The sequence below is a fragment of the Nitratidesulfovibrio liaohensis genome (genome assembly GCF_011682075.1).
GTDB classification, from domain to species: Bacteria; Desulfobacterota; Desulfovibrionia; order Desulfovibrionales; family Desulfovibrionaceae; genus Cupidesulfovibrio; species Cupidesulfovibrio liaohensis.
The window spans coordinates 22,770-28,769 of record NZ_VSMK01000044.1 but is presented as its reverse complement, the minus strand read 5'-3'; the positions used below and the strand labels follow the sequence as shown (position 1 = coordinate 28,769).

6 protein-coding genes and 1 tRNA gene are annotated in these 6,000 nt (G+C 64.1%); 4 read left to right on the top strand and 3 right to left on the bottom strand.

Annotation, left to right across the window (positions count from 1 at the left end):
* From FVW27_RS02080 to FVW27_RS02070, 3 genes are all read left to right on the top strand, one after another.
* On the top strand, positions 1 to 876 hold an 876-nt coding region (locus FVW27_RS02080; RefSeq protein ID WP_243838154.1), incomplete at its 5' end, for an SDR family oxidoreductase.
* A gap of 6 nt (positions 877 to 882) precedes the next feature.
* On the top strand, positions 883 to 1,458 hold the full coding sequence (locus FVW27_RS02075; protein ID WP_167122318.1) for a hypothetical protein: 576 nt from the start codon (positions 883 to 885) through the stop codon (positions 1,456 to 1,458).
* A 201-nt stretch (positions 1,459 to 1,659) separates the two neighbouring features.
* A tRNA-Phe gene (locus tag FVW27_RS02070) sits at positions 1,660 to 1,735 on the top strand.
* 336 nt (positions 1,736 to 2,071) lie between these two features.
* Here the strand turns inward: FVW27_RS02070 and FVW27_RS02065 are convergent.
* The 3 genes from FVW27_RS02065 to FVW27_RS02055 form a co-directional block, all read right to left on the bottom strand.
* On the bottom strand, positions 2,072 to 2,587 hold the full coding sequence (locus FVW27_RS02065; protein ID WP_167122316.1) for a DUF4198 domain-containing protein: 516 nt from the start codon (positions 2,585 to 2,587) through the stop codon (positions 2,072 to 2,074).
* 9 nt (positions 2,588 to 2,596) lie between these two features.
* Positions 2,597 to 3,358, bottom strand: a complete 762-nt coding sequence (locus tag FVW27_RS02060) for a DUF4198 domain-containing protein (RefSeq protein ID WP_167122314.1) — start codon at positions 3,356 to 3,358, stop codon at positions 2,597 to 2,599.
* A 264-nt stretch (positions 3,359 to 3,622) separates the two neighbouring features.
* The gene (locus tag FVW27_RS02055; protein WP_167122311.1) at positions 3,623 to 3,832 is read right to left on the bottom strand and encodes a TOBE domain-containing protein; all 210 of its coding nucleotides are present in this window, start codon (positions 3,830 to 3,832) and stop codon (positions 3,623 to 3,625) included.
* A gap of 495 nt (positions 3,833 to 4,327) precedes the next feature.
* On the opposite strand from FVW27_RS02055, the gene nikA reads away from it, so the two are divergent.
* Positions 4,328 to 5,977, top strand: coding sequence for a nickel ABC transporter substrate-binding protein (gene nikA / locus FVW27_RS02050; protein ID WP_243838153.1), 1,650 nt, complete (start codon positions 4,328 to 4,330; stop codon positions 5,975 to 5,977).
* Positions 5,978 to 6,000: the final 23 nt, after the last annotated feature.

Genomic DNA, 6,000 nt, shown 5'->3' with positions numbered 1-6,000 from the left:
GCCCATCCCCTCTCCGCAGCCCATCCGCTGGCGGGTCGCGTGGCCCTGGTCACCGGCGGCGCGCAGGGCATTGGCCGGGGCATCGTGGAACACCTGCTGGCCTGCGGCATGCGCGTGGCCGCCATGGATGCCGACGCCGAGGCGCTGGCCGAACTGGCCGGGGCATTGTCCGCCGAACTGGTCCCCGAACCGGTTGCCGACAACGACGCATCGTTACCCGCGCATCCGGATGCCTCTGCTGAGCCCCATTCCCCAACCTTTCCCCTGCTGGCCCTGCACGGCAGCGTGGCCGACCAGGCCGACGCGGACCGCTGCGTGGCCGCCGCGGTGGCCCGTTTCGGCGGGCTGCACCTGCTGGTGAACAACGCGGGCATCGCCAATCCCCACACCGGCCCCGCCGACGTGGCAGCCATGGACATGGACCGATGGCAGCGCGTGCTGGACGTGAACCTGACCGGCCCCATGCGCATGGTGCGCGCCGCCGTGCCCCACCTGCGGGCCGCGCGCGGGGCGGTGGTGAACATCGCCTCCACCCGCGCCGTACAGTCGGAACCGCACACCGAGGCCTACGCCGCGTCCAAGGGCGGGCTGGTGGCCCTGACACACGCCCTGGCCGTCAGCCTTGGCCCGGTGGTGCGGGTGAACTGCATCTCGCCGGGCTGGATAGAGGTGCGCCACCTGCGCAAGGCGGCCCACCGCGAAACGCCAATGCATACGGAAGCCGACCGCGCCCAGCACCCCGTGGGGCGCGTGGGCGACGTGCGCGACGTGGCCGCGCTGGTGGCCTTTCTGGCCGGGGATGACGCCGGGTTCGTCACCGGGCAGAACTGGCTGGTGGACGGCGGCATGACCCGCCGGATGATCTACGAGGAGTAACCCCGCATGTACGTCGGCCTGCATACCGCAAGCCTGCCGCAGGTACTGGCGGAGGCCCGCCAGCGCATCGTGCTGCACATGGCCCTGTACGCCGAATTCGGGCGCATGCCCGCGCTGGCAGAGGCGCTGCGCACCGCGCTGGCCCAGCCCACCTTCCGCCGCCTGCAGATGATCACCGTGCCGCTTGCGTCGCGCCGGGGCTGGGTGGACGAATTCCTGCACGCCCTGCGCCCGGACCTGACGGCGGTGCAGATGGAGCATGAATTCGCTGCCTCGCGCGATTTCATCGTACGGCTGGCCGCCCGGCACGAAGGGCTGGTGGAGGTGTACGAAACCCACGCCCTGCCCTGCGCGCCGTGCATCATCGTGGACGACCGCATCCTGTTCGGCCACTACGCGCACAGCCCGGTGCCCATGGAACAGGGCTTCTGGTTCAGCGTGGCCGCGCCCATGGACGAACTGCTCGCCTGGGCCGAAGCGGGCGTGCTGCCGCGTGACGCCACCCCAAGGCACCGGGCGGCCTTCCGCTTCGTGTGCGACTGCCGCAACGCCATGCGCCAGGCCAAGCGCATGTTGCTGTAGTGAAAGGGCAAGCACCGGCAGCGGCTAAGCACCGGTACGGCCCGAAAAGTCAGGGCTCGCCGTGACGGCCCGATGCGCCGCCACCTGTCTGCCGGACCCAGGGAATTCCACCCCTTGCTTCCCCTCCGGCAGAAAAATCATCCTCGCACCAAAAAGTGCTTGCCAAGGCCACCCATTTTGCCTATTCAGGTTCTCCGCGACGCCGAGGTAGCTCAGTTGGTAGAGCAGGGGACTGAAAATCCCCGTGTCGGGAGTTCAATTCTCTCCCTCGGCACCACGCAGACAGCAAAGGGTTGGAACACCGTTCCAACCCTTTTTTGCGTTTGTCGACCAGGCGCTCCCGGGATGCTGCCTTTACGGCATGCCGAGCGGACAATGAAACGTATTCCATCAAGCAACATACTGTTATCAACGACATACCATAATGGCATGCAGAGGACATCGCCCCATCAGCCCCCCCCTGAAGGGGCAGTGCGTACATTATCCCCGCTTTCCCGGTTGTTCTGCTACGCTGCCCGCCCACAGCCTGGCGACACCGCACGCAAAGCCCCCCGGCAAGAACCTCGCCAGGGGGCATCATCAGTACCGGATCGGCATGTTGCGGGTATAGCTCCTAGTGCGTTCCCTTACTTCTCCGCTGCCGCACAAGCGTGGCGGCAAGGAGGCCGTTAAGGATCAGGCTCACCCCAAGGAGCGCACGCCACGCGACAGATAACGCGACGAGCCCGTCCCCGCCGCCCTCGCCAACCCTGTCCGCACCAACGGTGACGGGTGCATCTGCCTTGTCCGCCACGGGCGAGAGCTCCGTCTCGGCCACGGCCTTGTGGCCCTGCTCGTCCGACGCTTCCACCCTCCAACGCCCCGGAGCATCCGGCAGAAAGGCGAACCTTCCGTTGCGATCAGTTCTGGCGGAGACGAACTCGAGCTTGTCGTCACCTGGGCCGAACACCCGCACCTTAACCCAAGACATGGGTTCTCCGGTCGAATAGTGAAAATACACGGCCAGCGCGCGTTCATCACCGAGCCAGCGCGTGCCTGTACCGTGGGCCTTGGCGACCGAAGGAAGTGCCCAAACCACAGCCAGCACGATGCCAAGAGACGCAAGACGGATGCCCGCCAGGTTATCCATTATTTCCGCCTAGTTCACCGCAAAGACCAGAACGGAACGCATGACGTGTTCCTTGATCCCGTCCTTGCCAGCCACCTTGTGCTGCACGCGCACCATCCACAACCCTTTCTGGACGAACTTGACCTGAGCGACACCCTTGTCGTCGGTTTCCGTATACCAGGCGTAAGAATTGGGGGTCTTCGTGTAGCCGTCGCAGGTCGCGTACACTTCGGTAGAAAGGGGTTGTCCGTCGTACACAACGCGGAATGCAGCCTCCTGCCCGGCCTTGTACCCTGCTGGATCGGCCAGCGGCATGATCTCCAGGGCCTGCCCCGTCGGCTTGCTCCACGCATCGTTACCCTTGCCCACGGCAAGCAGAGTCTTGCAGAATTTCTCGTAGCTGTTGGCAAAGGGCGCATTGGGGAAGGCTTCCTTGCCGCCTTTCTGCATGCCCTCCGGCGTCTTGCTCCACACCTGGTTCAGCCGGTGTCCCACCAGCATGGCATACCCCCCCGATGCAAACGACGTCGAACCGTTGTAGGTGAACGTCTTGACGTCTGCCGCAAGGGGGATATTCCGGGAGCCCGTGGCATCCACGGCCGTAACCACCACGTCTGCCGCGTCCTCCAGTTCCTCACTCTGCATGAACACGTGAGACGACATGACCGAGAAGGACACGGACTCCCCCGGCTTGAGCTGAGCCTTGGAGGGTTTGACGATGAATTCATGCGCCCACGCCTGTGAGCAGACAAGCAAAAGCGCCAATGCGACAAAAACGGAACGACGGATCATGAGGACCTCCTTGATGCAATCTTCAGGATACGTATCATTAAATCGTGCTACGTGTCACCAATGTGACCATCCGCGCCCCAGCCGCCATCGCCCTGCTGCACACCACGCATGACGGGCTGCAGCCGTTGCAGCACCTCGCCCTGTGTTCCGATCCGTGCGCCTGTGCAACGACGCAAAAGCCCCCGTTCCTTCCGGAACGGGGGCGTCGTCGTCTTGGGGCTTCAGGACGCCGGGCAATGCCGCAGGCTCTCCGCGCCAAACCTGCTAGTCGGTGACGATCATGACGTTGGAGGCCTTGACCATGGCCTTCACGGCCGAGCCCTTCTTGAGCCCCATGTCTTCCACCGAACGCTTGGTGATGATGGACACCACTTCGATGCCGGGGGCCACCTCGATGATGACTTCCGAGTTGACGGCACCAACGGTGATTTCCTTGACCTTACCGGGAATCAGGTTACGGGCGCTGACTTTCATGGTGTTGCTCCTTTCATGGATGGATGCGGACGTGCGATCGCCTGCGCGAACGACTCGCCACTGGGAAATTCATAGGCACAACATAACACCTGTACAGAGTCATGCAAAATAAAATTATCGTGACTGTTGATTGTTTTTAAAATTCGTGACTCCTTTTGTGCTTTATGCATCCAATATACATTCACCAGCACAACCTTGAAAGCATTCACGCGTGCCCGCGCGGAAAAATCATGCCTGCCACCGCCGCTGCCACGCAGTCATGCCTTCACGAACGTCCTTGCGCGCACGCAACCCGCTTCCCCATGTGCGATCTGATTTCTCCCGCCAGTGAATCTGCGCGTCCGCGGTCCCTCAGATGCCCAGCCCCTTCGCACCGCCAGCGCAAAGTTCCCAACGCCGATCATCACGTTGACATGAATTTTCCACTCTGGCATTCGGAGTGACACATTTCATATTTTTTTATCCGAAAAACACATTCAAATTCCGGAGAACGACATGCCGACCCGGTCGCCTTCCGTCGCCGCCCCATTCCCGCGCCGCTGGCTGCGGGCACTTCTGCTGCCCATGCTCGCCGTCTTGCTGCTGGCGGGCGGTTTGGCCGCCCCCCTTGCCGCGCACGCCGCCGACACCCCGGCGGACACCCTGCGCTATTCCTGGCCCTCCAACGTGGGCGAGCTGAATCCGCACAAGTATTCGCCCAACCAGATGTTCGCCCAGGGCATGGTGTACGAGCCGCTGGTGAAGTACGCCAGGGGCGGCGCCATCGAACCCTGGCTGGCCGAAAGCTGGACCGTGTCGCCCGACGGCAAGGTGTACACCTTCACGCTGCGCAAGGGCGTGACCTTTTCCGACGGCACGCCGTTCGATTCCAAGGCCGTGCGCATGAACCTGGAAACGGTGCTGGCCAACCGCGCCTCGCACGACTGGCTGGAACTGGTGGCCCAGATCGACAAGGTGGAAACGCCCGACGCCCGCACCGTGCGCCTGGTGCTGAAAAACGCCTACTACCCCACGTTGCAGGAACTGGCGCTGATACGCCCCGTGCGCTTCCTGTCCCCGTCGGCGTTCCCTGCATCCGGCAACACCGCCGAGGGCATCAAGGCGCCCATCGGCACCGGCCCGTGGAAGCTGGTGGAAACCCGCAAGGGCGAATACGACGTGCTTGAGCGCAACGACGCCTACTGGGGCAAAAAGCCCGCCATCAAGCGCATCGTGGTCCGGGTCATCCCGGACCCCAATACCCGGCTGGTGGCCTTGCAGGCGGGCGAACTTGACCTGGTCTTCGGCGGCGGCGGACACGGCGGCGGCCAGATCAGCCTGGAAGCCTTCGACGCCCTGAAAAAGGGCGGCAAGTACGCCACCTACCTTTCGCCGCCGCAGGCCAGCCGGGTCATCGCGCTGAACAGCAAGAGCGGCCCCACCGCCGACATCGCCGTGCGCAAGGCCATCCTGCACGCCATCAACAAGGACGCCATGGTCAAGGGCATCTTCCTGAACGCGGAAGCCCGCGCCGACACCCTGTTCCCGCCCACGTCCCCATACTGCGACCTGAAGCTGCCCCCCTACGCCCACGACGTCGCCAAGGCGGAAGCCCTGCTGGACGAGGCGGGCTGGAAACGCACCGCCCCCAAGGGCCCGCGCATGAAGGACGGCAAGCCGCTGACCGTGGACCTGTGCTTCGTGGGCAACGACGCCCTGCAAAAGGCCATCGCGGAATTCCTGCAATCTGAACTGGCCCGCGTGGGCATGCAGGCCAACCTGATCGGCGAGGAAGAAGACGCCATCGGCGAACGCCAGAAAAACGGCACCTTCGGCATGGTCTTCGGCGATACCTGGGGTGCCCCCTACGACCCGCATTCCTTCGTCAGCGGCATGCGCGTGCCCACCCACGCCGACTACCAGGCCCAGATCGGCCTGCCCATGAAGGCCGACATCGACGCCAGGATCGGCAAGGTGCTGCTGAGCACCGACGAAACCACGCGCCAGAACCTGTACCGCGACATCCTGACCACCCTGCACGACCAGGCCGTGTACCTGCCGCTGACCTACCAGACCAGCATGGTGGTGCACACCGCCCGCGTGGACGGGGTGCACTTCGGCGCCATGGACACGGAAATCCCCTTCGAGGACATGCGCCTGAAATAAAAGCGAGAGGCGGGAGGGCGGCC